The organism is Lentzea sp. NBRC 102530 (genome assembly GCF_030269365.1).
Lineage (GTDB): Bacteria > Actinomycetota > Actinomycetes > Mycobacteriales > Pseudonocardiaceae > Lentzea.
Window position 1 is genome coordinate 139,456 of the sequence record NZ_BSTF01000003.1, and the last position, 24,885, is coordinate 164,340.

A 24,885-nucleotide genomic window follows, 5' to 3' on the forward strand; every position below is an offset into this window, starting at 1 on the left:
GGTCGCCGGGTGGATCGACGGACGCTCGCCGGTGGGCTCGGTGGTCTCGCGCTCGTCGTCGGTGCCGTCGTGGCACTTCGGAGCGGGGACGCGCCGGACACGCTGAAGAAGGAAGTCGCCGACGGCGTCGAGGTGGTGGCGTCGCAGGAGCCGACGAAGCCCGCCAACCCGAGGGCCAAGGCGCTGGACGTGGACGCGCTGCAGATCGCGTGGAACGGGTCGGCGTCCGCCTACGAGGTGCGCTGGAACGGCAACGAGCAGCTCGTGCCGACGCCCGAGGTGGAGCTGCCGGGGCTGAACCCCGACGAGGAGACGCAGGTCGAGGTCCGGGCGGTCAGCGCGACGGGCAGGCGCAGTGAGCCGCTCAAGATCGCCGCGCGACCCAAGGACGTCTACGACGACAAGTGGGACGACCTGCTGGTCGGCCAGGTCGACAGGTTCGACGGGCCGGAGTCGCTCGACCCGCGCAAGTGGCGGGTCGAGGCGGAGCCGGAGTGCCTCGGGCTGCGGCCGTTCGGCGCTTCGAAGCGCATCGACGTCGACTGCTCGATGGCGGCGTTCCAGTCCAACACGCCCCTGCGGTTCGGGGTGCCGGCGGGCGACGGGGCGACCGGCCGGGCGATCATCAGCGTCGCGGGCGCCGTCGAGTCGAGCCACGTCAGGCTGACCCTGCTGCCCGACCCCCACCAGTACCTCAGGGAGACGGACGCGCAGCCGAAGGGCGCAGTCAGCCTCGACGTCACCACGCAGGGCACGCGGATCATCGCCGACCCCGAACTCCCCCGCACCGGCAAGCAGGTCGAACTCGGCGACGCCCCCATGACCGGGCTCGTGGCGGGCGTGCGGCACCGCTGGGAGATGCGCGTGCTCCCGGACGCGGTCGTCGCCCTGCGGGACGGCGTCGTCGTCGCCTACGAACCCGTCGCGGTCGAGGATCGGCTGATGCACCCGCGCGTGCGCATCGACGGCGGCGGGTTCCTGGACGCGTTCGGCGTCGGCGGTGTGCCGGAACGGGTCGTGCCCGCCGAGGTCCTGCCGCTCACGCAGGAGGTCGAACTGCCGCCGGACGCGGTCGCCGCGAAGCTGGTCCGCGGCAGCACCGTCACGGACCTGCCGCTCGGGGTCCGTTCGATCGCCCCGGCCCAGGACGCCCAGCTCGTGGTGATCCGCAGGCCCGAGAGCCGCCCCGGCGCGCTCCCCCGCCTCACCGACCGGCCCGCGGGGCTCAAGACCGGCGGGCCACGCCTGCACGTCATGCACGAGGACGGCACCAGGCCTCCACAACCGTTGCCGCGCAACGGCCGTGTGCTCGTCACGGCCGAGGTCAACGCCATCGGTCACCGCGGCATCGAGCTGGAGCTCGACGGCCGGCGGATCGTCGCGCTGCCCACGAACGAGCAGGGCCAGGGCGTCCCGGGCAGGCACGAGTTCTGGATCGACGCGGCCGCGCTGCCCGCCGGGTCGAACGCTCGGCTCAAGCTCAGCGTCCTTCCGGCGGACGGTGGCGAACCCGTTATCGCGGAAACCGTGTTCGAGCTGGGGTGAACGCCCTAGCGTGACCGCTATGAAGCGGGTCGCCTTCGCCGTCGTGGGCCTCGCGCTGGTGGCGGGCGTGGTCGTGCTCCGCGACACCGGCGGGAGCGACGGTCTGCCGTCCGCACCTCCCCCGCCGACGAAGCTCAAGCCGTACGCGTCCGACCAGCTGCTGGTACCCGGCCCGCAGACCAGGCCGAACGTCCCGGCGGGCGTCAGGGCCGACCCCGGCAACCACCGGCTGCGGCTCTCCTGGACCGGCGACGCGCCCGCGTACGAGGTGCGCTGGGCGGGCGGGGTCAAGCTCGTCACCAGGCCCGGCACCCAGCTGAACGGCCTGGACAACGACCGGCCCGTCGACGTCGAGATCCGCGCGGTGGACGAGTTCGGCCAGCGCTCCCAACCGGCGAAGGCCACCGCGAGCCCGCAGGCGGACCGCACCGAGTACACCTACGCCGACCGCTTCGACGCGTCCGACGAACCCGACCTCCAGCGGTGGAGGCTCTCCAAGCGCACCGACTGCGCCCGCGCGACCTCGGGCGACGGCGAGGACGCCAAGCGACTGATCATCAGCAGCAGCTGCGGGACCCGCGCCGTGACGCTCCGGTCGCGCACCCCGTTCGTCCGGACCGACGGCGAGAGCAGGCTGGCCGTCGAGACCGACGCCCCGGGCACCGGCGGCAAGCTGCTGCTCGACCTCGTGCCGGGGCCGGTCAGCGTGCAGGGCGAGCCGGTGCCGCCGAACACCGTGCGCGCCACGGTCTCGACCGACAACTCCGGCAACTCGATCGTCGAACTCACCCCGGACGGCACCGCGGTCAAGGCGATCCCGCCCGCCGTGCCGGGGGTGAGCGTGCTGTGGGAGATCGCGCTGACCGCCGGGGGCACGAAGGTCCTGCGCAACGGCGAGGTCGTCGCCACCTCGCCGTTCGTGCCGCAGTGGCGTGAGGCGACCGCGCTGATCGGCGTCGCGGCGCTGGCGGGCGACCGGATCCGCGCGGGAATCGACCTCGTCGGCTACCGCACCGCCAAGGCCGACGTGCCGAGCACCGGCCCGACGCCGCAGGTGCGCGTGGACGGTCCCGCCGCCACCAGTGCCCAGCCCATCCCGGACGTCACCGCGGGTCAGCTGCGCATCGCGATGATCCCGTCCCGCGAGAGCCCGCCCCTCACGTCGATCAAGGTCAACGGCATCGCGGTGCCGCTGCGCCCGGCCGTCGAGGGCACGCCGTGGAAGCCGGGCGCGGAGTACCCGGCGGTCGCCGACCTGCCCAGAGAGGCGTTCACCGACAACGTGAACGTCCAACTGGAGACGCAGGAACGCATCCAGGTCACGCACACCGACGTCGAGCTGACCGGCTCGAAGCCCGTGCCGCAACGCCAGCCCGGCACCCCGCTGGTCGACGCCAGGCCGACGCTCGCGGACCCCGTTCCGGAGATGCTGGACGCAAGTGGTCAGCCCGTCGAGAACGGCGCCGCCTTCAACCGCGGCCGCGTGGTGCTGGAGGTGCGGATCGCCGCGCTCGACGCGTCGGTGGCGGGTCTCGCCGGGTTCGAGGTGAGGCTCGACGGCAACCACATCGCGACGGTGCCGACGACCGCCGACGGACCGTCCGCCGCGGGCCGGTGGCGGATTTCACTCAACGCCACGGCCCTGAGCGCCGGGGCGCACGCCATCGAGGTGAAGGCCTTCAGCACCGATTCAGAGGTGCACCCGGAAACGGGGTACGTTCCCTTTTTGCTCAAGCCCTGATTACTCCAAGATGGGGTGCATGGCTCGCGCATTCATCATCGACGCCGCCCGCACGCCGTTCGGCAGGTACCGGGGAGGTCTGTCCGGCATCCGGGTGGACGACCTCGCGGCGCTGCCGATCGTCGACCTGCTGCGCCGCTACCCGTCACTCGACCTGGCACGCATCGACGACGTGCTGCTGGGCGACGCGAACGGGGCCGGCGAGGACAACCGCAACGTCGCCCGCATGGCCGCGTTGCTGGCGGGGCTGCCGGTCTCCGTGCCGGGTGTGACGCTGAACCGGCTGTGCGCCTCGGGCGGCGAGTCGATCATCCAGGGCGCGCGGGCGTTGATCACCGGGGACGCCGACCTGATCGTCGCGGGCGGGGTCGAGGGGATGTCGCGGGCGCCGTTCGTGACGGCGCGGCCGGACAAGGCGTTCCCGGACCGGATGGAGACCGTGTCGACGGCTTTGGGCTGGCGGCTGGTGAACCCGCGCATGCCCAAGCACTACACCGTGCCGTTGGGGCTGGCCGCCGAGAACGTCGCCCACGAATTCGGGATCACGCGCGAGCAGATGGACAACTTCGCGTTGCGCTCGCACCGTCGTGCGGCGGCGGCGTGGGACGCCGGGGTGCACGAGGGGTTCGCGTTCCCCGTGCAGCTGCCGGACGGGACGGCGATCCGGCGCGACGAGAACGTCCGCGCGGACACGAGCATCGAGAAGCTCGCGAAGCTCAAGCCCGCGTTCTCCGAGAACGGGTCGGTGACGGCCGGCAACGCCTCGCCGCTCAACGACGGTGCTCTCGCCGCCTTGCTCGGCACGGAGGCGATCGCGTCCGAGCTGGGTGTGGAGCCGCTGGGTGAGGTGCTGGGGTCGGCGACCACCGGTGAGGAGCCGCACCGGTTCACGGTCGCGCCCGTGTCCGCGATCCGGAAGCTGCTGAAGCGCCTGCACATCGAGGCTTCGGACGTCGCGCTGTGGGAGATCAACGAGGCGTTCGCGGCGATGGCGTTGTCGGTGGTGCACCACCTCCCCGAGATCGACAAGGAGAAGGTCAACGTCCACGGCGGCGCGATCGCCTACGGCCACCCGCTCGGCGCCTCGATGCCGCGGGTGATCGTCGACGTGTGCCGCCACCTGCGGGCACGGGGTGGCGGCATCGGGATCGCCGCGGCCTGCGTCGGGGTCGGGCAGGGCGTGGCCGTGGCGGTGCGCGTCTGAGGTCCTACTCCTCAGCCTGGGCGTTCGGGTGCAGGATGTCGCGGGCCTGTTCGGCTGCCCGCACGATGCTCTCGCTCACGAAGTCCAGGAACCGCGCGATGTTCTCCAGTCGCGTCGCCGCCGGGGTGCCGGGGCCGAGGCTGCTCACGCCCTGGCGGGCGGCCTCGGCGAGCGACGTCGTACCGGCGGCGCTCGCGATCATCGACTGGTACCAGATGTCGCCCTCGTCGACGACGTACCGCTCGCGGCGGCGGTCGTCGCGGACGCGGCCGATCAGTCCCTGACCCTCCAGGTACGCCACGGCTTTCGACACCGACGCCGGGCTGACCTGCAGGTGCGCCACCAGTTCCGCCGCGGTGAGGCTGCCGGAGTCGGTGGCGTAGAGGCTGGCGAGCGTCCTCGCCGTCATCTTCGGCAGGCCCTGGCCGATGAAGATCTCCGAGAACACCTCCTCGAACTGCCTGACCGCCTCCGGGTCACGTCCGTCGGCGCGCTGCGCGGCCGGCCTGGCGCGGGGGGTCGCCTGCTTGCGGCGCTGGGCGCGGCGTTCAGTGGTGAGCTGGGCGATGTCGGCCTTGTAGCCGACCGGACCGCCGTTGCGCATGACCTCGCGGGTGATCGTCGAGGTGGGCCGGTCCAGGCCGCGCGCGATCTCCGCGTAGGCGAGGCCGTCGGCGAGACCAACAGCGATCTGGCGGCGTTCCTGCTGGGTGAGTCGACCTCCTGGCATGCCTGCGAGCATAGCCTTCATCTCCATCTCATTGCAACGTTCGTTGCGTTAGATCTACAGACCGTTGCAACGAAATAGTGCCTTTGAACTGTGTATTCATTGGCTCTATGCAACGAACTTGTTGTCGAGATCCGGAAACGCAACGTAGCTTTTGGCACATCGGAAACAACGAGTCACAGGAGATCGAGATGCAGACGTTCGCCACCCCCGCCCCCATCGCCGCCGTCCTCGACATCCCCGCCGGCCGGGTCCAGTTCATCGCCGCGGACCGCGCCGACACCGCCGTCGAGGTCCTGCCCCTGGACGCCTCGCACGGCCGCGACGTGAAGGCCGCCGCGAAGGTCGAGGTCTCGTTCGCCGACGGCGTGCTGCGGATCAACTCCCCCGCAAGCAAGCTCCTCGGCTCGTCCGGGGCCGTCGAGGTCACCGTGCAGCTGCCCGCGGGCTCTCGCGTCGAGGCCAAGGCCGCGAGCGCCGAGTTCCGCGGCGTGGGTCGCCTGGGCGACATCGCGTTCGAGGCGGCGCAGAGCGACATCAAGATCGACGAGGCCGCCGCCGTGCGGGTGACCACGCAGGCCGGTGACGTGACGATCGGCCGCCTCACCGGATCCGCCGAGATCACGACCCTGAAGGGCGACATCACCGTTGCTTCCTCCGCGTCGGCGTCGCTGGACGCCGGCACCTCGTACGGCCGCGTCACCAACTCGCTGCGCAACGACGGCACGGACGTCATCAACATCCGCGCCACCACGTCGTACGGCGACATCACCGCCCGCAGCCTCTGACCTTTCGACCTCTGGGGAGACTTCCGTGATCACCGACGCTCGTTACCTTGCCGCAGAACAACTCCTCCGCCGCCCCGCGGCACCCGGCGAACTCGTCGTCGGTGACCGAGTCCGTCCACAGTGGATGGACGACGGCCGCTTCTGGTACCAGGTCCGCGACGGCGCCGCCCGCGAGTTCGTGGTGGTCGACCCGGCCGCGGGCACCCGCACCCCCGGCTTCGACCCGACGCCGTTCATCGCGACCCCCGGCAACCCGCTGGAGGTCACCTCGCCGGACGGCAAGACCGCGGTGTTCCGCACCGGCCACGACCTGTCGGCGCGCTCCGGCGACCGCACCTGGGCGCTGACCACCGACGGCGTTCCTGGCCACGGCTACGGCCACGGCCCGGACGCCATGAGCTACGGGACGCTGATGCGGAAGTTCGGCATGCCGCACCTGCCCCCGGCCGTCGCGTGGTCCCCCGACTCGTCGAAGGTCCTCGCCCACCGCACGGACCAGCGTTCGGTGCGGCAGACGGTGCTGGTGGAGTCGCGCCCGGCCGCTGGTGGTCCGCCGGTGGCGCACACCCAGCACTACGCCTACCCCGGCGACGAGTCGATGCCGCTGGCGTCGCTGGTGGTGTTCGACGTGGAGGCGGGCACCTCCGTCTTCGCCCGGTGCGACCCGTTGCTGATGCCGGAGTTCTCGCCGATCACGGCGGGCTGGGCGTGGTGGTCGGCGGACAGCACCGCCGTCTACTTCCTCTCGCGGCCCCGCGACCAGCGCACCCTGACGTTGAACCGCATGGACGCGGTTTCCGGCGAAGTGCGGGTCGTCGTCAGCGAGACGTCCTCCGACCGCTTGGGGCCCAACCAGTTCATGTACGGCACGCCCCTCGTCCGGGTGCTCGCCGACGAGGTGCTGTGGTTCTCGCAGCGCGACGGCTGGGGCCACCTCTACCGCTACTCGCTGACCACCGGCGAACTGCTCGGCCGGATCACGTCCGGTTCCTGGCTGGTCCGCGAGATCCTGCACGTCGACGAGAGCAGTCGTGTCGTCTCGTTCGTGGCCTCGGGTCTGGTCGCGGAGGACCCGTACCGGCGCACGGTGTGCCAGGTCGGGCTGGACGGGGCCGGGTTCCGGATCGTCACCGACGACGCGCTGGACCACGTCGTCACGGTGTCGCCGGACGGTTCGTGCTTCGTCGACTCGGCGTCCACTGTGGACACGCCGCCGGTGATCTCGCTGCGTTCGTGGGACGGCTCGGTGCTGGTTCCGTTGGAGACGGCCGATGTGAGCCGTTTGGTGGCAACGGGATGGACTGCGCCGGAACGGTTCCGCGTGAAGGCGGCCGACGGCGTGACGGACGTCTACGGCGTGCTCTACAAGCCTTCGGGCTTCGACCCTGCTGCCAGCTATGCCGTGGTGGACAACGTTTATCCCGGTCCGCAGGTCACGCGGGTCGACCCGTGCTTCGACCCCGGTGGCATGGGCCTCGACGCGGAACCGTTGGCAGCACTCGGCTTCGTGGTCGTCGCACTGGACGGCCGCGGCACGCCGGGACGTTCTGCGGCGTTCCTCGAAGGCAGCCTCGCTTCTGCGGGAGGCCTGGAGGATCACGTTGCGGCGTTGGAACAGCTTGCCGTGTCACGGCCGTGGATGGACCTTTCACGCGTGGGCGTCATGGGCCACTCGGGCGGCGGATTCGCTGCGGGACGGGCGATGCTGGCGTTCCCGGAGACGTACAAGGCCGGTGTCGCGCTGTCCGGCTCGCACGATGCCCGGTACATCGGCCTGGGCTGGGCCGAGAACGTCGACGGCGCCGACAACCCTTCCGCCTGGCTGCGCGCGTCCAACGTCGAGATCGCGGACCGGTTGGCAGGCAAGTTGCTGCTCGTGCACGGCGAACTGGACGACACCGTGCACCCGGACCACTCGCTGCGGCTGGCCGACGCGTTGATCACGGCGGGCAAGGAGTTCGAGCTGGTGATCGTGCCGGGCGCCGAGCACCTGTTCATCGACCGGATGGCGTACGTGCGCACGAAGGCGTGGGACTTCCTGGTGCGCGCGCTGATGGGCGTGGAGCCGCCCGCGTACCGGCCGGCGCCGATCGTAATCGACCCGGAGGTGCTGGGAGAGATGCTCTAGCGCGACTTCACGATCGTGAGGAACGCCGACCACGCCTTGTCCGACACGGGCAGGTGCGTGGTCGGCGCCTTGCCGCGCCCAGAATCGATACAGCCTGACAAGCCCCCTGGGGGATGCGGTCCCCACTCCAATCGTCCCAAGGAGGTCTGACAATTTCCGACGACTCAGGGCAGGAGGCTGCTGATCAGCCTTCTCGACTGCTCCTCGTCGAAGGCCAGTTGATCGAGACCCTCCACCACGCGGTGGAAGTAGGCGACGCTCTCGTCGTCGTCGAGGAACAGACCCGCTCGGCTGGCTTCGGCGGAGATCACCGGCTTGAGCTTGTCGTACTTGAGTCGCGTGAACGAGCCCGCCGCACCCGGATGGGCGCCGGCCTCGACGGGCACGACGCGGACGGTGACGTACGGCCGGACGGACATCCCCAGGATGTGAAGCAACTGCTCCTTCATCACGTCCTGACCGCCGACTGGAAGCCGAAGGGCGTTCTCGTGGATGTAGAAGACGAACTCTCGGCTGCGGTGGAAGATGGCTTGGCGCGCGAGCCTTTCCTTGATCTCCGCCTCGATGTCGAACGGATCGGCTCCTGGAACCGATCGTTCGTACAAAGCCCTTGTGTAGTCGGCGATCTGCAAGAGGCCTGGGATGAGGTTCAGCGACCACACCACGAGGTCGTTGGCGTAGCGCTCCTCCGCCGACAGGGTGCGCTGTGGACTCAGGGCGTCAACCCCGACGAACTGGAGATAGCCCTTTTCGCGGGACTCGCGGTAGAGGGCGAGCAGGCGGTGCACCTCGTCCGGCGGGGTGTGGCAGAGGCCGAGCAGCAACGCCAGCTCGACCTCGGTGACCCCGCCCTTGCCGTTGACCAGGTCGGAGACCTTGGCCTCTTCCCAGCCGACCCGCTCAGCGGCCTGCCTCTGGGTCATCCCGGCAGCGTGGACGGCGTCGCGAACGCCATCACCGAAGGAGCGGCCGACCACGCTCGAATGTCTTTTCGGCATGGCCGGACGCTAGAACCCCAGAACCGTGCTCTTCCATCGTTTGGATGCGACTCGCCACGAAGGAAGTACTTCTTGGAAGCCTTCTAAATCCGCTTCGAGATGAGCGGGTACTCGAGGACGAGCCCGTTCGGGTCGACCTTGATGTTCTGCTCGAAGCCGCCGCTCTTGAACCGCACCACCGAGACGTCGTCCCCCACGGACACCGTCTTGTACGTCTGGGTGACGGCCTTCACCGACAGGTCGGGCAGCGACACGCGGACGACGGGCAGCGCGTGCTCGCCCGGTTCGCGGTGCAGGCCCAACCGCCTGATCGGGATGGCGTTGAACAGCACGGCGAACTGGACGTCGACGTCGAGTGCGCCGTTGAACGTCTCGCGCTTGCTGCCCTGGCCGTGGTCGCACAGCCAGGCGCCGTCCTCGGTGCGCGACAGCGAGCACTGGCGTTCCTCGAGAACGGTGGCGGTGCGCAGCAACAGGCGGTTGACCTGGCCGCTCTCGCCGACCGACACCTCGAAGGAGGCGTTGAACTGCTCGTCGGGGCCTGCGGCCACCAGCCGGCCGGACGCACGCAGGCGCTGGTCGCTGGAGAGGAGCAGGCGGACCTGCTCGAGCCGTGGCTCGTGGATGCCCTGCCAGGTGATCATCTCTGGCCTGCGGGCAGAAGGAGAGCGGGTCTCTCCGGAAGAGGTGACCCGCCCTGCGTCAGTGGCGTTGAAGGAGTTCACTCATCCACCTGGAAGGATGTCCTTGATCTTCTCGGCAACCGAGTCGACCTGCTCTTCGTGACCGAACTTGCCTGCGACGAAGTCCGCCGCGGCATCGATGCCCTGGTCGACCTTCTCGTGGTTCTGCTCAGCGAGGTCGAGGGCCTTGTTCTTGATCTCGTCGAAGTTCATGTCCTGCTCCTTCACTCCTGACGCAGGGTACCCGAGTAGGCCCCGCGTGTTGATAGCCAGCGATCACGCTAACTGTGCCTGGACAAGTTGGCTGGGTGACAACGAGGATGTCGATACCGCCGCCTGGGTCGGCCGCCGTCGCGGTCAGAACCAGGAGGAAGTTCGATGACACGGCTCCTGCGTGGAGTTATGTCCGCAGTGCTGCTGTTGCCGCTCGTCGCGGTCTCCCCGGCCAACGCCACGGCCGACGTACAGGGGAACGCGAAGTTCACGGTGACGACCACGGCCTCGTCCGTCGCGGCCCGCAGTGACCGGCGTCCGGTCGCAGGCGGTGTCTACGACAAGAAGGTGAACAAGACGTTCATCTCGTGGGCAGGCCAGTACGAGGACAGCTACGTCCAGACGTACGACCACCGCAAGTCCACGTGGTCCACGCCCAACCGCATCGCGGACGGCGCCAACGACACGCACAACTACCCGACCATGGTCCAGGCCCGGGACGGGCACCTGCTGATCTTCCGAGGCATGCACAACGTCGAGTTGCGCATGTCCCGTTCGCCGCAGCCCAACTCGGCCGACGGCGTGTGGGAAGAGACGCTCCTCTCGAAGAACGCGGCCACGTACCCGATGCCGTTCGTCACGCGTGACGGCACGATCTACGTGTTCTACCGCGAGACGACGCGTGACCTCGACGGCACGACGCCGACCGACACGCGCCCGATGCTCTACGTGGTGTCCAAGGACAACGGCAAGACGTGGAAGACCTCCACGGAACTGACCGGTGACCGCTTCGCGATCGGCTCGACCGCCCGCGCGGACAACATGAACGAGATCTACATCGGTCAGCTCCGCCAGGAGGACGACGGCCGCGTGCTGATCGCCTACACGCTCGCCGGCGGTGGCCCGGAGGGCAACAAGCACGACCGCTACCACCGCAACATGTACTACACGTGGTTCAACCCGCAGAACCGGCACTTCTACGCGGCGTCCGGCAAGGACCTGGGCACCCAGATCGACGACGCCGACCAGGAGAGGCACCTGAAGATCGCGGAGACCCCGCTGACGCTGCCGAACAACGTGAAGTCGCCCGACTACATCCAGCAGGTCGGCTCGACCCTGGGGCAGCCGTTCGTGCTGTGGTTCATGGGCGACGAGGCCGGTGGCCCGCTGCACAACTTCCTGTCCGTCTGGAACGGTCGCAGGTGGGAGACCAAGGAGGTCGCACGGGGTCTGCGCACCCGTGAGGTCGAGAAGGTCGACCTGTTCACGTGGCGCGTCTACGCCACCGAGGACGGCAAGCCGAACGTGAACACGTATCTGGTGCGGCTGGGCCGTTTCTGGTCGCCGGAGACCGTCATCCCGACGGCCAAGCCGGTGCAGCGCGTCGAGGTCGTGGAGAACTTCCGCGACCCTGCCCGCGCGATCTTCTCCGGCGCGTCGTCCGCCCGGGACGCCGCGATCGCCGACGGCGACATCTCCGTGGCGGGCGTGAAGAGCCGCTGGTAGGTCGTCGCAGAACGTTCTGAGAAAAGGCAAACGCCCCCTGCTCCGGCGCGGAACCAGGGGGCGTTCGTCTTGGGGGCCGACTAGCTCAGATCCTCAGATCAGAGGCCGGCCTTCTTGCGACGGACCACGAACAGCGCACCGACACCGGCGCCGACGAGGACCAGACCGCCGAGCAGCGGCCACAGGATGGACGCACCGGTCGAGGCCAGGTCGTCCTCGCCGCCACCCGGAGCCGGGTTGGCCGGGGTGGTGGAGGTGGCCGGCGTGGTGGTCTCCGGCGTCGTGGTGGTCGTGGTGGCGGTGGTCGTCGTGGTCGTGGTCGTCGGGACGACGCCGGCCTTCCAGGACGCCTTGGCCTCCTTCTCGACCTTGGCCTTCTGCGGCTGCGCGACGACGAGCGACTGCGCGGACTTCGTGTTGTCGCCGTTGCTGGCGACGAACAGGCGACCCACCGCGATGTCGGCCTGGGCCGAGAGCTTGAAGCTGGCCTCACCGTCGGCCGTGCCCTCGGGGACGTTCACGTAGAACTCGGTGACGTTCTCGAGGCCCTTGATCGAGAGGCCGTCGGCCTTCTGCTTGACCTCGAGCGGGGTGCCGTTCTTGTCGACGATCGTGACGCCGGCGGGCAGGTTGCCGGTCAGCTTGACCTCGGTCGCGGTGGTCTTGACCGTGAACGGGCCGAGCTTCTGGCCGGGCTTGCCGTCGAGGGACGTGGGGTCGATCGACAGGGTCGGCTTGACCTCCTCCTCCGAGGTGGCCTCAGCGACGAACTTCTTGTAGAGCTCGACGACCTGGGGGTCGTTCTGCTTGTTGTCGACGTCCAGGCCGAAGTTGTCGGAGAAGTGCCAGAGCGCGGCCTGCGTGGCGGCGATGACGTCCTGCTTGTCGAGGTCCTTGACCTTGAAGGCGTCGCGGACCTCCTTCACCGGCTTGTTCGGGTAGGAGCGGTTCAGGATCCAGAGGATCTTGCCCGCGTTCTCCTTGAACTTGGTGCCGCTGCCCGGGTGGTCCTTCCAGGGCACTTCCTTGAGGACGTCGCCGTCCTTGAGCGGGGTCGGCAGCTCGACGCAGTACGCGAGGACGTTGGAGCGGTCCTTGTCGTCCTCGATGCGGAGCTTGATGACCCAGGTGGTCTCCTTCTTGAACTTCGGCTCCGGGTCGGACGACTTGAGGTGCACGTCGTGACCCTGCTCCTGACCACCGCGGTCGGGCGTGATCTTGACCTCGGCGTGGGCCGGCAGAGCCGAGAACGTAAGGGCGGCGGCGGCACCTAGCAGCGCGGTGCCGATCCTGAACCGGGAAGCCATGGGTCTCCTTGCTCACTGAAGTTAGCCCGAACGCGGCGGGAAGTCAGTCATCCGTCGGGACGGTCGGCTCGTCGACAGCGACACAGAACCGACAGGAAGCGATCGGGACGTTAGCCGATGGGGTGACACACGTATGAGTGAGGTGAGGTGAGCATCACCCACTATGTGTGAGCAGCCAAAACATACTCAGGGTGTCCACAGTGGATAGGGCTGCGATGCATTCATTCCGTCAGGTGACGTTAAATTCGTTGCCGAACAGTTACCAATGGGGGCAACCCGCTACGGATGATCACCGTTAGGGGTTCAACCGACTACGCGACCAATTCGGCGACTTCGGTAGGACGAATGTCACCCGGACGCAAGGAGGTGCCGCGCAGGCACATCTCGCGGGGCTCCGGGCGGTCGCCGGTGAGAATCCACCGGGTCAACCCGGCCAACTGGTAGGCGATGAGCGGCGGAACGGCGTCGCCGACATGCCGGTAGGCGTTCCCGAGAATCGAGACGTCGAAGCGGAACTGGCGCGGAAACCCTTGCAGGAGTGCCATCTCGCGGACCGTGCACAGGCGGTGCTGGACGGGGTGGGCATAACGCCCGTTGCCGACGTGCCCGCATTCCCGCTTGATCGTCCGGGCCGGTTCGTCCCACCACATCCGGCCGTAGACGTCGGGGTGGGAACCCCAGTTCTGCTGTTCGACGATCTTGCGTTGTGCAGGATTCAACAACTCGGCGGTCTCGGGTGAGCGGAGCAGATCAGCCCACGATCCGCCGTTCGCCGGAATCGCCCGCATTCTTTCGAGGCTGCGGTCCTGGGAAAAGGTCGGCGAGACGTGAATGGGGTCTTCCTGGTCGGCCACGCCCGCCTCCACGGCGGGGAGCTTGCCGATGGCCCTGCGGACCGTGGTCGCGGACGGGCGGATCACCCGGCCCTCCCACAGGTCGTCCAAGGTCAGCAGCGGCAGGCCGCCGTCGACCGCGACCATCAGGGTCCGCTCGCGCAGTTGCGGCAGGCCGAACTTCGAGAGCATGTGCGTGCCGCCCCAGACGGAGTACCCGATTCGGGTGAGCTCCTCGGCGAGGCTGTTGAAGTGGTGCCGCTGCTTGCCCTTGACGAGCTCGCGGGCGTTCTCCATCAGCACGACCTTGGGGCGCAACTCCTGCGCGTACACCGCGATCCGGCCGACCAGCGAGTTGCGCGGGTCGTCGCGCAGGTGGTTCAGGGAGCTGATCCGGCTGAAGCCCGAGCACGGCGGGCACGCCAGCAGCACGTCCAGTTCGCCGCGGCGCAGGCCCCACACCTCGCGCAACGCGGCGGGCGAGACCCTGCCGAGGTCGACCTCCAGCGGGTCGACACCGATGTTCACGCGGTAGGTGTCGTTGCAGCGCAACGAACCCAGCTTCGAGCTCGGCTTGCCGATCTGCGCATCGGCGGCACCGACCACCCGGAAGTCGCGGTGGGCGTGGAAGCCGAAGCTCATGCCGCCCGCCCCCGAGAAGATGTCGGCCACCGAGAAGGACACGGCGAGATCGTACGGGCGAGGCGCCGAGGAGGTTTCCCTGCCATCCCGTACCTTTCCCGCCTATGGAGCTGCCGCGCGCCTGGCAACGGCCCGACCCGTTGCGCGGCCTCGACAGGATTTCCTGGACCGAGGTCTACGACGGCCGGGGTGGCGCCGGTCGCGTGCCCCGGCTGCTGCGCTCCCTGATGGACCCGAACGCGGACGTGCGCCTGGATGCGCTCTCATCGCTCGCAGAACGGCTGCTGACCGACGACACGGTGTCGGAGGCCTCTTTCTGCGCCGTGCCGTTCCTGGTGGAACTGGGGGCGTCCTACAAGGTCGCCGGCGACGTGCGGGACCGGGTGATCTTCCTGCTGGCCGCCATGGCGTTGGCGGGCAAGGGGTTCACCGAGGACGGACGGCGCACGCACCGCCGCTGGAACGCGCTCGGCCGCGAGCTGCCGCGCACCGCGCCGGACTGGCTGACGCAGACCCGCCACGCCGTCGCCCAGGGCGCGCCGAAGATCTTCGAGGCGCTGGCGTCGGAACGGGTCGCGTGCCTCGTCGCGCTCGCCTGCGCGGTGCCGGAGAAGCTGCCGTCGTTCGTCGTCGGGCTCATGAACGAGATGGTCGAGCTGCCGGGCGAGGAGATGCTCGCGGACGCCGCGGAGATCGCGGTGGCGCTGCTGAAGGACGAGCCCGACTCACTGGGCGTGGACCTGCCGAAGGTGCTCGGCGAAGGGCTGGTGCGGCCCGCGCACCAGCCCCGTGAGGTCACCGCCGCCCTGCTGGGCTACCGGTCGGCCCTCGTCTCCGCGTACGGCGACGAGGGCGCCTGGTAACGCCTTCTAGGCGATCACGGCCTCTTCGAAGGTCTCCTCCACCGGAACGGTGTCCTCGACCGCGATGGCGGGCTCCAGGGCACCGAGGCCCGTCCCCCACTCCTGGTCGGCCAGCGCGAACGCGGCGACCGTCAGCGCGGCCACCGGAGCACCCACCGGCATGTTCTCGCGGTGCAGGTCGAGGTCGAGGCGGCCACCGATCGGCGACGGCGACAACCTCAGCGTCGCCTGCGCGGGCTCGTCGGCGTGCGCGAGGCGGCACGCCCAGCCCGTGAAGACCACCCGGCGCTCGTCGACCTCGGTCGGCTGCACGGCGCGGACGTTGGCGCCCACGGCACCGGCGCGGTGGTTGTCCGCGGCCTGCAGCACGAGCTCCTCGAACTCCATCGACGAGATGCCGAGGTCCCAGCCCGCCACCAGGGCGACCTGGACGAGCGCGAGCGGCAGGGTCGGGACGGCGTCCTCGAAGCACACCATCGCGCCGCCGTAGCGGGTGTTGATCTCGGTCGGCAGGAAGCCGTCCTCGGTCGCGATCCCGTCGAGCGTGAACGTGCCGCGGTAGCCGACGGTGCCGCGCAGGTGCTCGCCGACGCGGCGGGCCAGGTTGCGCATCTCGTCGCGGATCCACACGGGCGGGTCGTAGAACGACGCGCAGCCCGCGTAGAGGAACTTGGCCTGGCCCTGGCGGCGCGGCACGACCATCTCGATCGGGCGCAGCACCGCGGTGCCGTCCGGGAAGACGATGCCGTGCACGCTCACCGGGATGCCTTCCAGGAACGGCATGACGCGGACCTGGTCGCACTTGGGCGCGAGCACGTCGAAGGCTTCCTTGGCCTCCTCGTACGACCGCACGCGGCGCACGAAGTTGGCACCGCCGTTGATCGCGGGGCCGTCACCGGACCAGACGACGCCGGCACCGCGGTCCAGCATCTCCGAGGCGCCCCAGAGGCGTTCGAAGTCGAGGTCGAACACCATCGCGGGCGCGCGGCGAGCGCTGAGCTCGTCCCAGAGCGCGTCGATGGTGGTCTTGTTCTCCAGGGTGACCCAGTCGTGCTCGCGGGCGTTGATCACCGGACGGCCCTGGAACTCGCTGATCTCGTTGTAGGGCGTGCTGATCACGACGGCCTCGCGCTGCGCGTCGAACTCGCCCAGGATCGCCTTCACCTCGGCGCCCGGCTTGGTCAGCAGCTTGCCGAGACGGCGCTGCTCGACCGCGACCAGGCTGCCCTTGATGCCCAGCGAGACCCAGCGGGCGATCTGCGAATCATGCAGCGGCGCGTGATCGTCGGTATCGAGCACGAGCGTATGGCGAGCGCCGAGCGTATGAAGCTCCTGTGCGCGCTTAGCCAGACGGGTGCCACCGGCCAGCACTACCAGCCGGTCACCGAACAACTTGCCGAGGCGCTCGTTGAGCGCGGTGAGGACATGATTCATCGCCGAAAACTCGCTTAAGAGAAGCGGAGGACGTGACCGGCGAATGCCGGGTAGCGCGTAGCGTAGAGCCACCCGGTATGTGTGTCGAAGCACGGTCCGGCAACGGCCGGATGAATCTTGCTGCGGGCCTGTCGGCTCAAGCCCGCTCTCAAGAGGAACTGCTGATGATCTCGCTGCTCAGAGCGAGCGTGCCGCGTCCCGGAGGACCTGGTCAACGCGGTTGAGGAAGCTGCGCTTCGGGTTGATCGGCGGCAGCGGCGCCGTGAGCTCTGCGGGCTGGGGTGCGGGTGCGGCTCCCACGATCTCAGCCACGTTGCGCAGGAACTCCTGCCGCTTGAACTCGTGCACGGCGTGATCGTGCAGGAGTCCGGCGATGCTCGTGTGCACAGCGCGATGGGGGTAACTCACTTGGGTGTTATCGGCGCGGTCGGCGTCGACCTTTAGGGTCAACTCGTGCGAGTTCTGGTGACCGGCGCCACCGGGTATGTGGGCCGCGAGGTAGTGCGTGAGCTGCGGGTTCACGGTCATGAACCTGTTGCGTGGAGTCGGCGCCTGTCCCAACCGGTCGAAGTCGAGGGCGTCGACGCCGTCGTCCACCTGGCCGCGGCGGCCCGCGTTCGGGAGTCGTTCCATGACCCGGTTTCGTACTACGAGACGAACGTCGGCGGGACGCTCAACACGCTGAAGGCGTTGAAGGGGCAGCGATTCCTGCTCGCTTCGACCGGTGGGGTGTACCGCCCCTCCGCAGACGTGCTGACCGAGGACTCACCCCTGGAGCCCTCGTCCCCGTACGCCGCGACGAAGGCCGCCGCCGAGGAGTTGGTGGCGTGGACGGCGAGGTCGGGACGGATCGGGGCGACCACTCTCCGTTTGTTCAACGTCGCTGGAGGTGGTGACACCGACACCAGTCGGGTGATCACCCGGGCCGTCGCGTGCGCCGCCGGGACCGTGCCCGGCATGGAGGTCTACGGAGACGGCGGCGCGGTGCGCGAGTTCGTGCACGTGCGCGACGTCGCCGCCGCGTTCGTCGTGGCGCTGGAGGCGTGCGAGGTCGGCACGTCGTCGGTCTACAACGTCGGCGGGACGGCCGCGTCGGTGCGGGACGTGCTGGACACCGTCGAGGCGGTGACCGGGCGGGCCGTGGACGTGACCTGGAAGCCCGCGAACCCCGGCGAGGTCCGCTCGCTGCGGGCGGACACGTCGCGGCTGCGGGCGCTGGGCTGGGAGCCCCGTTTCCCGTCGCTGGAGGAGATCGTCACCGACCAGTGGCGCGCTTCGGCACCGGAACCCGGTCCAGGTCCTTCGCGATGACGATCTCGCCGTCGAACTCGGCGGCGGCCTCGGCGTGGAACTCGGCGGGATCCTCGTAGCGCTGGCTGAAGTGGGTCAGCACGAGCTTGCGGACCCGGCAGTCCCGTGCGACGCGGGCGGCCTGCTGGGCGGTGAGGTGGCCGTGGTCGCCCGCGAGCTTCGTGTCGCGGGCGAGGTAGGTCGACTCGATCACGAGCATGTCGGCGTTGTCGGCGAGCTCGAAGACGTTGTCGCAGAGCCTGGTGTCCATCACGAACGCGAACCGCTGGCCCTTGCGGGGTTCGCTGACGTCCTCGAGCCTCACGCCGTTGAACTCGCCCTGCTGCTGCAACGTGCGGACCTGCGGGCCCTGGATGCCGTGTTCCGCGAGCTTCTCGGGCAACATGCGGTGGCCGTCCGGCTCGGTCAGGCGGTAGCCGAAGCTGTCGATGCCGTGGTCGAGCTCGTAGGCCTCCAGCCTGCCGAACTTGCCGTTGGCGATCTCGCCGTCGTCGGTGACCGGCACCTCCTTGATGTCCGCCGCGTCGTAGAACGCGCTGGCGTAGCGGAGGCGTTCGAAGAAGTGGGCGCCCGAGGCCGGGTAGTGGGCGTGCACGGTGTGCGGGACGCGGTCGAGGGACAGCCGCTGCACGATGCCGGGGACGCCCAGGCAGTGGTCGCCGTGGAAGTGGGTGATGCAGATCCGGGTGATGTCGCTCGCCGCCGCACCTGATCTGAGCAGCTGGCGCTGGCTGCCGTCGCCCGGGTCGAAGAGGAAGCCCTCGCCGTCCCACCTGAGCAGATAGCCGTTGTGGTTGCGCTGGCGGGTCGGGACCTGGCTGGCCGTTCCCAGGACGATCAGTTCCCGGACTGTCACCCCCTGACGTTAACGTCTGTCCCATGCGGAGCGTGGAAGTTGCGTCGACTTGGCCTGTCGAGAACGTCGCCGTGGCCGTGGTGGCGGCCGGCGAGGGCGTGGTGGGCTCGCTGGGCGATCAGCGGCGCGTGTTCCCGCTGGCGTCGGTGACGAAGCTGCTGACCTCGTACGCGGTGCTGGTGGCCGTGGAGGAGGGTGCGGTCGAGTGGGACCAGCCGGCGGGGCCCGAGGGTGCGACCGTGCGGCATTTGATCTCGCACACCGCCGGGTACGCGTTCGACAAGGCCGAGGTGCAGGCCGCTCCGGGTACGCGGCGCATTTATTCGAACGCCGGGTTCGACGTCCTGGCTTCTTTTGTGAGCGAGGCGTGCGAGATGCCGTTCGCGACCTATCTGCACGAGGCCGTTTTCGAGCCGTTGGGCATGACATCGTCGGCGTTGGTCGGTTCAGCGGGGGCCGGTGCCGAGTCCAGTGCCGCTGACCTGGCGTTGTTCGCCGCCGAGCTGTTGTCGCCGCAGCTGGTTTCGGTCGAGCTCGTTTCTCGGGCGACTTCGGTGGTCTTCCCCGATCTGAACGGCGTGCTGCCCGGTTACGGAATGCAGAAGCCGAACGACTGGGGGCTCGGTTTCGAGATCCGCGCCTCGAAGTCACCGCACTGGACGGGCGATTCCTTCTCGGCCTCGACCTTCGGCCACTTCGGGCAGTCCGGGACGTTCCTGTGGGTCGACCCGACGATCTCGGCGGCCTGCGTGGCGTTGACCGACCTGCGGTTCGGGCCGTGGGCGGTGCAGGCGTGGACGCCGTTCTCCGACGGCGTCCGCGCCGAACTGGTCAGTCGGCGAGCCTGAGGGCGAGCTGGCGCAGGATCTCCTGCACGTCGGCCTCCTCGTAGTCGTTCTCGTAGGCCTGCGCGACGCCGTGGAAGGCGTAGAGCAGGCCCGCGGTGAACCAGCCGAACTGCGACAGGACCTGGTCCATCGCCTGCTTGAGGGCCTGCGCGCCCGCCTCGTTCAGCTCGCCGTCGACCTTCACCTCGTAGCTGAACACGCCCTCCTGCAACGACTTCAGCGCCATCCGCAGGTAGTCGTTCGAGCCGGCGCCGTCGTAGGTGAGCGTGAGGACGCCGAGCGCCCGCTGCATGATCTCCCGCTGCTCCACGCCGCCACTCTGCCTGTTGATCAGGCGCCCGTCACCTTCCGACACCCCATCGGACCCAGGCCGGGTCCTCCTGCTCGATCCGCTCCTCGAAGGCGTCGGCGATGTCGTCGACGTCCCAGACCTCCCGTTCGAGGACCGGGTCCAGCGGCGAGGTCTGCCCCATGACGTGCAACCTGCCGTGCGCGAACCGGATGAGCTGCCCGGTGACCTTGGCCGCGCGGTCGCTCAGCAGGTACGTGACCAGCGGCGCGATCGTCTCGGGCGGCCCGCTAGGGACGGCTTTCGGGTCGGCGGCGGCCATCTGCGTCCAGGCGACCGGGCACACGGCGTTGACCCGGACGCCCTTGTCGTGCAGCTCGGCCGCCGCCCCGGCCGTGATGCTCGCCACGGCACCTTTGGAGGCGGAGTAGGTCAGCGCGGTCGGCTGGCCGACCATCGCGACCGACCCGAGGTTGACGATCGAGCCGCCGCGCATGCTCCGGACCGCCGCATTGGTGCAGAAGAGGGTGCCGAGGACGTTGACCTCGATCAGCTCGCGGATCCTGGTGGGGTCGTCGTGGCCGAGTTCGGCCTGGTAGCGGATGCCGGCGTTGTTGACGAGCCCGTCGATGCGGCCGAACGCCGCCGTGCAGGTGTCGACCACCGCCTCGGCCTGGTCGGGGTCCGCGACGCTGCCCGCGCTGACGACGGCCTTGCCACCCATGAGCGTGATGAGGTCGGCGACCTGCCGGGCGAGCGGCTCGCAGAGGTCGTTGATCACGCACGCGGCCCCGGCAGCCGCCGCGTGCATCGCGAACGCCCGCCCCAAACCCTGCCCGGCGCCGGTGATGACCACGGCCTTGCCCGCCAGAATCGCCATCCGTCGATGATGGCGATCCCGGCGGTGCGAACGGCCCGTCGCGTCGGTGAACGACCGCTGTCCGCGCCGAACGGCGTACGCGGCACGACGACCGGTCTCGCCCCGTTTCCGCAGATCAACCACTGTGGAATCGATTGCGAGCCAGACCCGTTCGCAGTAGAAGCTCTAGCCGGGCTTGCGCGCGACCCACCGCGCCACCGAGAACACCCCGGCGGCCCGCGCGGCGTCGAGCACCCGCTTGCCGTCGTGGATCACGGTGTTCTGCTCGCCCTCGTACTCGCCCCAGCCCTGCCCGTCGTCCGGAGGCGTGCTGCCCCAGCACTCGACGTCCGGGAAGAGGTCCTCGGCAGCCTCGATGATGAAGCCGGAAGCCGACATCATCTCGCGGTACTCGTCCAACGTCCCGAGCTGCGGGATGGAGATGACCTCCTCGACGGGCCCGATGAACGGCGCGATCTGCTCCTCGGTCTGGTACTCCCCGAACGGACGGCGGATCCAGTCGACCCCGATGAGCGCAGCGCCGGGCTTGAGCACCCGGAACGCGGCCGCGAAGAAGGCCGCCTTGTCGGGCAGGTGGCACACCGACTCGTAGAAGCTGACCATGTCGAGCGAGTTCGTGGGCCAGGGCGTGAGCGTCTTGTAGTCCTCGTCGCCGACCGTCAGGAACACGGCCTGATGGCTGAGGCCGTGCTCGGCCGCGTACTGCCTCGCCTGAGCCGAAAGCCACTCGTTGTTGGAGATGCCGACGACGTTCGCGCCGGAGATCTCCGCGGTGTAGACGGCCGTGCCGCCGACCCCGCTGCCGAAGTCGAGCCCGGTGTCGCCGGGCCGCAGACCGGCGGCGTCGACCTGCTTGCGCGCCAACGCCTTCGCGGCGTCCTCGGGCGACAGTCCCGCCCGGTCGGCCGCCAGGTCCCCGTGGTGCCAGAACTGCCCCATGAGCGCGTGGTAGGCGGGCCCTGCGTGGTTGTAGTACTCGCGGACCTGTTGCTCGACAGTGGTGTTCACCAAAACCCGGCCTTTCGTTGGGCTCCGACACGGGCGATTCGTCGGCGCGAGGTGGCTCAGGCCGACGATTCCCCACGCTAGTGTCCTGTTCAACCAGTTGTCCACGATCCCGGTCGCGGCCCGGACCCGGTCACGCCGTAGGCCCTTTCCACCGCTTCCCGCCACTCGGCATCGGAGAGCGGCGGAGGTTCCTCGGCCTGGAAGAACGCCTGTGCCGCCCCGGTTTCGGCCGGCAGGCGGGTGAGCCAGCGGTCGGCCACGAGCGCCGCCGCATCCTGGTCCACGGCGATGTCGATCGAGACTCCCAGCACCACCCCGTCATCCCGCTGGAACGCGACGATCACGAACTCCAGTTCCGGCGGGACGAGGCCCTTCGAGCCGCGGCTGTACAGCACCTCGCCGGAGCAGGAACCGCTGAGGCCGGCCTCCAGGATTTCGCCGGCACCTTCGGACAGCCACGCATCCGGCTCTCGCCAGGACGGCACGTGCCGTTCCAGAAAGGCCTCCACCGCGGGGCGGTCCAGGTGCGGCAGGCGGACGTAGATGTCGAAACACGGGGCCACGCGGGCCATCATCACCGCTGTTTCAGCCGCAGCCCACTCCATTTCGGCGCGGCAGCCCGGCAATTCGACGTTCACGCCACCGAGGCGAGACGCTCGGAGCACCAACAGCGAAGGTGATCTGAACAACACCGGACGTGCGCGCCTGCCGCACAACGAAAAACCCCGCACCGACCGGAGTCTGTGCGGGGCTTGCAGCGCGCTCGACAGGATTCGAACCTGTAACCTTCTGATCCGTAGTCAGATGCTCTATCCGTTGAGCTACGAGCGCAGACTATTCAATTGTAACCGATCCCCTAGAGGCTCGGCCTTGCGGAGGCTCCGGGATTTGAACCCGGGATGGGGGGTTACCCCAAACCGCATTAGCAGTGCGGCGCCATAGACCAGACTAGGCGAAGCCTCCCGGGACCATCCTTGGCCACGGGACATAGGTTACACAGGTCTTCAACCGAGTTGCAAAACGCCCCCCTCCAACACCTGAACCTGCTGGTCAGAGCACGTTCAGGGAGCCGGAGAGGGGCGTTAAACGCCTGGTCACCGCGCGCGGAGTGACCTAGATCATTCCGAGGCGATTTCCAGGAAGGGCCGGAGGGCCTCCGGGTTGCGCAGCGCGCCCCTGCTGACGGCCTTGTCGGGGTCGACGCCGGCGAGGATCTTCTTGACCGGGACCTCGCACTTCTTGCCGTTCAACGTCCTGGGGATCTCGGCCACGGCGACGAACCGGTTCGGGACGTGGCGCGGCGACAACGAAGAGCGGAGTTCCTTGCGCAGCAAGGGTTCTACGTCTGACAACGCCACGCCGTCGAGGACGACGAAGCAGAGGAGTTCGCCTTCGGTCACGCCCGAGGTGTCGATCACCAGGGAGTCGACGACGCCGTCGATCGACTCGACCACGCGGTAGAACTCCGAGGTGCCCATGCGGACGCCGCCCCGGTTCAGGGTCGAGTCGGAGCGGCCGTAGATCACGGCCGAGCCCCGCGGGGTGATGCGGATCCAGTCGCCGTGGCGCCAGATCCCCGGGTACGTGTCGAAGTAGGCGTCGCGCAGGCGGGAGCCGTCGGTGTCGTTCCAGAAGAAGACCGGCATGGACGGCATGGGCTTCGTGATCACCAGTTCGCCGACGGCGTCGGCCAGCGCAGCGCCCGCCTCGTCATAGGCGAAGACGGCGGCTCCCAGGGCCCGGCAGGAGAGTTCGCCGAGCCAGACCGGGCGGTCCGGGGAGGCGGCCACGAACGCCGTGCAGAGGTCGGTGCCGCCGGAGACCGAGGCGATCTGGACGTCCTTGCCGATGGCGGAGGCGATCCAGCGGAAGCCTTCCGGCGTCAGGGGTGCGCCGGTGGAGCCGACCACGCGCAGGCCCGTCAGGTCGTGGCTGGCGGACGGGTCGAGGCCCTCCTTGAGGCACGACTGGACGTACGGGGCCGACGTGCCGAAGTAGGTGACGCGGTGTTGTTCGGCCAAGCGCCACAACGTGTTCAGCGACGGGTAGGCCGGGCTGCCGTCGTACAGCACGATGGTCGTGCCGACCATCAGGGCGCCGACGAGGTAGTTCCACATCATCCAGCCCGTGGTGGTGAACCAGAAGAAGCGGTCGCCGGGGCCGAGGTCGCTGTGCAGGCCCAGCATCTTCAGGTGTTCCAGCACGATGCCGCCGTGGCCCTGGACGATGCCCTTGGGCAGGCCGGTGGTGCCGGACGAGTAGAGCACCCACAGCGGGTGGTCGAACGGGACCGGCGTGAACTCCAGCGCCGCGCCTTCATGCTCCGAAACCAGTTCGCTGAACGACAGCGTGTCCGGCAGCGTGGAGCCGTTGTCCAGGTAGTCGACCAGGACGGTGGCGCGCAGGCCCGGCAGCTGCGCGCGGATCTCCTCGACGACCGGGCGGCAGTCGAACGACCGTCCGTTGTAGACGTAGCCGGAGACGGCGACGAACACCGCGGGCTCGATCTGGGTGAAGCGGTCGGCGACGGCCCGCGCGCCGAAGTCCGGGGAGCAGGACGACCACGTGGCGCCGAGGGAGGCGGCCGCCAGGAACGCGATGAGGGCTTCGGGGGCGTTCGGGACGAGTGCCACCACCCGGTCGCCCCGGGAGACGCCCAGGGACGCCAATGCGGCCCGGAAAGCGGCCACGCGGGAACGCAGGGCGCCGAACGTCAAAGAAGATGCGACGCCGTCTTCGCGATGGAAGATCACGGCGAGGTCGTCGTCGGCTCCGCGACGCAACGCGTGCTCGGCGTAGTTCAGCGTCGCGCCGGGGAACCACTGGGCGCCGGGCATCTCGTCAGACCCCAGAACGCGCTCGTAAGGCGTGTGGAACCGGACGTCGAAGTACGAAGCTATGGCGCCCCAGAACCCCTCGAGGTCGGCGACGGACCACTCCCACAACGACTCGTAGTCGTCAAAAGAATGCCCACGGTCAGCGAGCCACGAGCGGAAGGCGGTCATCCCGTTGTCCCTTGTGGGGTCCGGGCGCCACAGCAGTTCGACGTCGGTGTCGGTCATGCCCCATGTCTAACCGAGG

General features: G+C 69.1%; 24 protein-coding genes and 2 tRNA genes. 10 read left to right on the forward strand and 16 right to left on the reverse strand.

Translation table 11 applies throughout. The features are described from left to right. Window positions 1-9 precede the first annotated feature (9 nt). Genes QSK25_RS08230 through QSK25_RS08240 form a run of 3 tightly spaced genes read left to right on the forward strand, consistent with a single transcriptional unit; the run spans window position 10 to window position 4,490 of the window. Complete coding sequence (locus tag QSK25_RS08230; protein WP_285635783.1) at window positions 10-1,545, forward strand: fibronectin type III domain-containing protein; 1,536 nt, start codon at window positions 10-12, stop codon at window positions 1,543-1,545. Between the two features lie 19 nt (window positions 1,546-1,564). Next, window positions 1,565-3,286 (forward strand): hypothetical protein, encoded by a 1,722-nt coding sequence (locus tag QSK25_RS08235; RefSeq protein WP_285635785.1) that lies wholly within the window; start codon window positions 1,565-1,567, stop codon window positions 3,284-3,286. Between the two features lie 19 nt (window positions 3,287-3,305). Further along, window positions 3,306-4,490, forward strand: a complete 1,185-nt coding sequence (locus tag QSK25_RS08240) for a thiolase family protein (protein WP_285635788.1) — start codon at window positions 3,306-3,308, stop codon at window positions 4,488-4,490. Window positions 4,491-4,494: 4 nt separating this feature from the next. Here the strand turns inward: QSK25_RS08240 and QSK25_RS08245 are convergent, their stop codons facing one another. Next, window positions 4,495-5,220: a GbsR/MarR family transcriptional regulator gene (locus tag QSK25_RS08245; protein ID WP_285635790.1), complete on the reverse strand. Its 726-nt coding sequence runs from the start codon at window positions 5,218-5,220 to the stop codon at window positions 4,495-4,497. Window positions 5,221-5,408: 188 nt separating this feature from the next. Here QSK25_RS08245 and QSK25_RS08250 point away from each other — a divergent pair, with 188 nt between their 5' ends. Together QSK25_RS08250 and QSK25_RS08255 are read left to right on the forward strand one after the other, a co-directional pair. Further along, entirely contained in the window at window positions 5,409-6,005 is a 597-nt protein-coding gene (locus tag QSK25_RS08250; protein WP_285635792.1) for a DUF4097 family beta strand repeat-containing protein, read from the forward strand. A 25-nt stretch (window positions 6,006-6,030) separates the two neighbouring features. Then, on the forward strand, window positions 6,031-8,133 hold the full coding sequence (locus QSK25_RS08255) for a S9 family peptidase (RefSeq protein WP_285635794.1): 2,103 nt from the start codon (window positions 6,031-6,033) through the stop codon (window positions 8,131-8,133). Window positions 8,134-8,297: 164 nt separating this feature from the next. Here the strand turns inward: QSK25_RS08255 and QSK25_RS08260 are convergent, their stop codons facing one another. From QSK25_RS08260 to QSK25_RS08270, 3 genes are all read right to left on the reverse strand, one after another. Next, complete coding sequence (locus QSK25_RS08260) at window positions 8,298-9,131, reverse strand: helix-turn-helix domain-containing protein (RefSeq protein ID WP_285635796.1); 834 nt, start codon at window positions 9,129-9,131, stop codon at window positions 8,298-8,300. Window positions 9,132-9,214: 83 nt separating this feature from the next. Further along, window positions 9,215-9,775 (reverse strand): putative glycolipid-binding domain-containing protein, encoded by a 561-nt coding sequence (locus QSK25_RS08265; protein ID WP_285635798.1) that lies wholly within the window; start codon window positions 9,773-9,775, stop codon window positions 9,215-9,217. A gap of 81 nt (window positions 9,776-9,856) precedes the next feature. Further along, window positions 9,857-10,027, reverse strand: coding sequence for an antitoxin (locus QSK25_RS08270; RefSeq protein WP_089907918.1), 171 nt, complete (start codon window positions 10,025-10,027; stop codon window positions 9,857-9,859). 189 nt (window positions 10,028-10,216) lie between these two features. Here QSK25_RS08270 and QSK25_RS08275 point away from each other — a divergent pair, with 189 nt between their 5' ends. Continuing rightward, a complete protein-coding gene (locus QSK25_RS08275; protein WP_285635803.1) occupies window positions 10,217-11,533 on the forward strand; it encodes a BNR-4 repeat-containing protein in 1,317 nt (438 codons plus the stop codon). Window positions 11,534-11,631: 98 nt separating this feature from the next. On the opposite strand, the gene QSK25_RS08280 is transcribed toward QSK25_RS08275, so the two are convergent. Next, on the reverse strand, window positions 11,632-12,840 hold the full coding sequence (locus QSK25_RS08280) for a thioester domain-containing protein (protein WP_285635805.1): 1,209 nt from the start codon (window positions 12,838-12,840) through the stop codon (window positions 11,632-11,634). Between the two features lie 311 nt (window positions 12,841-13,151). Beyond that, the gene (locus tag QSK25_RS08285) at window positions 13,152-14,357 is read right to left on the reverse strand and encodes a DNA cytosine methyltransferase (protein ID WP_285635807.1); all 1,206 of its coding nucleotides are present in this window, start codon (window positions 14,355-14,357) and stop codon (window positions 13,152-13,154) included. 62 nt (window positions 14,358-14,419) lie between these two features. On the opposite strand from QSK25_RS08285, the gene QSK25_RS08290 reads away from it, so the two are divergent. Continuing rightward, window positions 14,420-15,178 carry a hypothetical protein gene (locus QSK25_RS08290; protein WP_285635809.1) on the forward strand — a complete coding sequence of 253 codons (759 nt, stop codon included), beginning with the start codon at window positions 14,420-14,422 and terminating at the stop codon, window positions 15,176-15,178. Window positions 15,179-15,184: 6 nt separating this feature from the next. On the opposite strand, the gene QSK25_RS08295 is transcribed toward QSK25_RS08290, so the two are convergent. Next, the gene (locus QSK25_RS08295; protein ID WP_285635815.1) at window positions 15,185-16,477 is read right to left on the reverse strand and encodes an ATP-grasp domain-containing protein; all 1,293 of its coding nucleotides are present in this window, start codon (window positions 16,475-16,477) and stop codon (window positions 15,185-15,187) included. Here QSK25_RS08295 and QSK25_RS08300 point away from each other — a divergent pair. Next, window positions 16,457-16,630: a hypothetical protein gene (locus tag QSK25_RS08300; RefSeq protein ID WP_285635822.1), complete on the forward strand. Its 174-nt coding sequence runs from the start codon at window positions 16,457-16,459 to the stop codon at window positions 16,628-16,630. The genes QSK25_RS08295 and QSK25_RS08300 overlap by 21 nt on opposite strands. Before the next feature lie 159 nt (window positions 16,631-16,789). On the opposite strand, the gene QSK25_RS08305 is transcribed toward QSK25_RS08300, so the two are convergent. Beyond that, the gene (locus QSK25_RS08305) at window positions 16,790-16,999 is read right to left on the reverse strand and encodes a hypothetical protein (protein WP_285635825.1); all 210 of its coding nucleotides are present in this window, start codon (window positions 16,997-16,999) and stop codon (window positions 16,790-16,792) included. Between the two features lie 114 nt (window positions 17,000-17,113). Here QSK25_RS08305 and QSK25_RS08310 point away from each other — a divergent pair, with 114 nt between their 5' ends. Then, a complete protein-coding gene (locus tag QSK25_RS08310; RefSeq protein WP_285637545.1) occupies window positions 17,114-17,923 on the forward strand; it encodes an NAD-dependent epimerase/dehydratase family protein in 810 nt (269 codons plus the stop codon). On the opposite strand, the gene QSK25_RS08315 is transcribed toward QSK25_RS08310, so the two are convergent. Next, window positions 17,868-18,779, reverse strand: coding sequence for a ribonuclease Z (locus QSK25_RS08315; protein WP_285635829.1), 912 nt, complete (start codon window positions 18,777-18,779; stop codon window positions 17,868-17,870). The genes QSK25_RS08310 and QSK25_RS08315 overlap by 56 nt on opposite strands. Before the next feature lie 23 nt (window positions 18,780-18,802). Here QSK25_RS08315 and QSK25_RS08320 point away from each other — a divergent pair, with 23 nt between their 5' ends. Then, entirely contained in the window at window positions 18,803-19,627 is an 825-nt protein-coding gene (locus tag QSK25_RS08320) for a serine hydrolase domain-containing protein (protein ID WP_285635832.1), read from the forward strand. Here the strand turns inward: QSK25_RS08320 and QSK25_RS08325 are convergent. From QSK25_RS08325 to QSK25_RS08355, 7 genes are all read right to left on the reverse strand, one after another. After that, window positions 19,611-19,937 carry a hypothetical protein gene (locus tag QSK25_RS08325; RefSeq protein WP_285635835.1) on the reverse strand — a complete coding sequence of 109 codons (327 nt, stop codon included), beginning with the start codon at window positions 19,935-19,937 and terminating at the stop codon, window positions 19,611-19,613. The genes QSK25_RS08320 and QSK25_RS08325 overlap by 17 nt on opposite strands. A 31-nt stretch (window positions 19,938-19,968) precedes the next feature. Continuing rightward, a complete protein-coding gene (locus tag QSK25_RS08330) occupies window positions 19,969-20,796 on the reverse strand; it encodes an SDR family NAD(P)-dependent oxidoreductase (RefSeq protein WP_285635838.1) in 828 nt (275 codons plus the stop codon). Window positions 20,797-20,961: 165 nt separating this feature from the next. Beyond that, on the reverse strand, window positions 20,962-21,804 hold the full coding sequence (locus QSK25_RS08335; RefSeq protein ID WP_285635840.1) for an SAM-dependent methyltransferase: 843 nt from the start codon (window positions 21,802-21,804) through the stop codon (window positions 20,962-20,964). Window positions 21,805-21,893: 89 nt separating this feature from the next. Further along, window positions 21,894-22,442 (reverse strand): hypothetical protein, encoded by a 549-nt coding sequence (locus tag QSK25_RS08340; protein ID WP_285635843.1) that lies wholly within the window; start codon window positions 22,440-22,442, stop codon window positions 21,894-21,896. A gap of 120 nt (window positions 22,443-22,562) precedes the next feature. Further along, window positions 22,563-22,635, reverse strand: a tRNA-Arg gene (locus QSK25_RS08345). A 42-nt stretch (window positions 22,636-22,677) separates the two neighbouring features. Continuing rightward, window positions 22,678-22,767: transfer RNA gene (locus QSK25_RS08350), tRNA-Ser, on the reverse strand. A gap of 155 nt (window positions 22,768-22,922) precedes the next feature. Next, a complete protein-coding gene (locus tag QSK25_RS08355) occupies window positions 22,923-24,866 on the reverse strand; it encodes an acetoacetate--CoA ligase (RefSeq protein WP_285635846.1) in 1,944 nt (647 codons plus the stop codon). Window positions 24,867-24,885 lie beyond the last annotated feature (19 nt).